The following is a 495-nucleotide window of genomic DNA, read 5'->3' as shown; positions in this document are numbered from 1 at the left end:
GGTATAGATGTTTCCAAGTCTGATTTTAAGGTATGTATGATGGGTAATTTGGGTGGTAAGCAACAGAAGGTAATTAGCAGTACCAAGTTTGATAATACCTTATCAGGCTTTAAGAAATTTTGGGCTTGGGTTGATAAACACCTGAAAAAGTGTGTTTGTGATCAGGTGGAGTACTTGCTAGAGGCTACAGGTGTTTATCACGAAAACCTGGCTTGGTATCTTTATGAGCAAGAAGCCTGTGTAATTGTGGTACTACCTAATCGTGCTAAGGCCTTTTTCAAAAGTGAAGGTTTGCATAGTAAGACCGATAAGATAGATGCCCAAGGTTTAGCTAAAATGGTATTACAGAAAGAGCTAAAACCTTGGCAACCAATGTCATCTAAGCTCAAGGATTTACGTTCATTGACGCGTTATCACGAAACTTTGCAAAAGGAAATCACTCAAAACAAGTCGCGTTTAGAAGCCCTTAAGCATAGTCACGAACCTAATAAATTC

At 38.8% G+C, this 495-nt stretch carries 1 protein-coding gene; it reads left to right on the top strand.

Annotated elements, in window-relative coordinates; all coding sequences use genetic code 11:
* Positions 1–495: transposase (locus Q0954_RS34405; protein ID WP_299466735.1), on the top strand; the 495-nt coding region annotated here is incomplete at both ends.

It is taken from the genome of uncultured Microscilla sp., from assembly GCF_947493425.1.
Taxonomy (GTDB): Bacteria; Bacteroidota; Bacteroidia; order Cytophagales; family Microscillaceae; genus Microscilla.
This window is presented reverse-complemented; position numbering and strand designations above follow the sequence as displayed.